Origin of the sequence: Anaerophaga thermohalophila str. Valhall (genome assembly GCF_000250735.1) — a bacterium.
Classification (GTDB): Bacteria; Bacteroidota; Bacteroidia; order Bacteroidales; family Marinilabiliaceae; genus Anaerophaga; species Anaerophaga thermohalophila_A.
In genome coordinates, this window is the sequence record NZ_AHZV01000184.1 from 1 (window position 1) to 1,785 (window position 1,785).

Consider the following 1,785-nt stretch of genomic DNA (forward strand, 5'->3'; position numbering starts at 1 on the left):
TATTCTCAAACTTAACCTTAACCTTAGTCTTAGCCTCTATTGATGCTGGGTGCTTGTTGCCGGGTGCCGGGTGCCGGGTGCTGGTTGCCGGGTGCTGGGTGCCGGGTGCTGGTTGCCGGGTGCTGGTTGCTTGTTGCTGGTTGCTGGTTGCTGGTTGCTTGTTTGCTGGTTGCTGGTTGCTTGTTTGCTGGGTGCTGGTTGCTTGTTGCTGGTTGCTGGTTGATTGGTCCATTGGTAATTAGCAAGTTATAGCAAATCTCCTTCTCTCAACCTCTACCTTAGCCTTAACCTCTATTGATCATTGGTCATTGATAATTGATAATCTGTGGTGAACTTGCCCCCTTCGCGCACCCCCTGACCCCCTGAAAGGGGTACCCCGCCGCACGGTTTTGGATAAATTGTTTTTCCCTTATTTGATTGGTTCTCTGTATTTTTTTGTTTCACAGAGTTTCACGGAGTAAACACAGAGGCCCACAGAGTAAATGCAAGCAAATTTTGAGATCATAATCCCTGATTGTTATGATATTTAGGGAATAAAATATCGAAAAATTATTATTTTTGCAGAAAAAAGAGATGTATAGTAGATTTTTGACGGACAAAATAAACAAACGAACAGGTTCGGGGAAAGCAATTGTTGTCGTTGGTGCAAGACAGGTAGGAAAAACTACATTGATCGAATCAATCTTAAAATCAACGGACTATTTGCTTCTCGATGGTGACGACCCCAAAACCCGGACATTATTAACAGAACCATCTTCGGAACAAATAAGGTCTATCATTGGCAGATATAAATATATATTCATTGACGAGAGTCGAAAGTAACTATTGCAAAATGATATTTAAGAGCATATTCCCAGATTTCCTGATCCTCACAATTTGATAATCCGCAACTGGAAACATGAAGACTTCCGGGAAAAATATCACTGATTTTCTTTTCAATCCTAAACGAAATATTTTGATCAAAAAGCAATTTCATGAAGCATGAAGAAGTTTATGCTCCCTGTCAGCTGCATAAGCAAGACAAGCCTTAATATCGTCAGTAGTTAATTCAGGAAAATCATCAATAATTTCATCATAAGACATGCCGGCAGCTAACCACCCGAGAACATCATAGACTGTAATTCTTGTATCCCGGACGCAGGGCTTACCAAACCGTTTCCCGGGATTTCTTTTTATTATTTTGCTGTATTCTATCATTATTATTTTGCTGTTTAAATGAAAATAGCTCTTTTAATATACCATCAGACTTTTAGATACAAGAGATTAAATAATTTATCCGTATAAAATTTATTTTTAAGGTTAGATGGAACTCGCATGCAACAACTTATACATGTTCTCTTATGGCAATCATTGCCATGCTCGTTTCGCTCAGCTTTTATACACAGCATTTTTCAAAACAAACATCCTTAAATACAAACAATTAATTTGTACTGCATTGCAAAATTTCAGCAGAGTATGGACGATTATAAAAGTACCAATTAATCGAATAAAAAACAATTGATTTTTCACTTCACCTAACCTGCATTATTCATAAATTATCTATTATGATGCCCAATTATCGGCAAAACACAAACGTCCTCGAAAAATTTGATTTGAAAATAGTTCACTATTCCCTGTATCAATTTTTTCTATGGTTTCTTCTGTTTTGGGATACTTGAACATCTCATGACGAAAATTTATGAATAATGCAGGCTAAAGAAGGGATAGAGAAAGCTGCCATTCTTATTATCTTTGTGTTCTTATATGGCTTATATGGAGTATTCTCAACCTTAACCTTAGCCTCAG

The 1,785-nt window shown here is 37.6% G+C and carries 4 protein-coding genes; 2 read left to right on the forward strand and 2 right to left on the reverse strand.

Annotation, left to right across the window (positions count from 1 at the left end; translation table 11 throughout):
* A partial coding sequence (locus OQ5_RS23840; RefSeq protein WP_218054522.1) for a hypothetical protein occupies positions 1–242 on the forward strand: 242 nt, incomplete at its 5' end.
* A 316-nt stretch (positions 243–558) separates the two neighbouring features.
* Positions 559–822, forward strand: a complete 264-nt coding sequence (locus OQ5_RS0110215) for an AAA family ATPase (protein ID WP_016777409.1) — start codon at positions 559–561, stop codon at positions 820–822.
* Here the strand turns inward: OQ5_RS0110215 and OQ5_RS25300 are convergent.
* Positions 800–976 (reverse strand): DUF5615 family PIN-like protein, encoded by a 177-nt coding sequence (locus OQ5_RS25300; RefSeq protein WP_016777410.1) that lies wholly within the window; start codon positions 974–976, stop codon positions 800–802. The two genes, OQ5_RS0110215 and OQ5_RS25300, sit on opposite strands and share 23 nt — an antisense overlap.
* Complete coding sequence (locus tag OQ5_RS0110225; RefSeq protein WP_016777411.1) at positions 973–1,197, reverse strand: DUF433 domain-containing protein; 225 nt, start codon at positions 1,195–1,197, stop codon at positions 973–975. Before OQ5_RS0110225 ends, OQ5_RS25300 begins: the two co-directional genes overlap by 4 nt.
* Between the last annotated feature and the right edge of the window lie 588 nt (positions 1,198–1,785).

Bases quoted from the DNA above. Each gene is read 5' to 3' on its own strand.
- OQ5_RS0110225 (WP_016777411.1), bottom strand. From the start codon at position 1,197: ATGATAGAATACAGCAAAATAATAAAAAGAAATCCCGGGAAACGGTTT.
- OQ5_RS25300 (WP_016777410.1), bottom strand. From the start codon at position 976: ATGAAATTGCTTTTTGATCAAAATATTTCGTTTAGGATTGAAAAGAAA.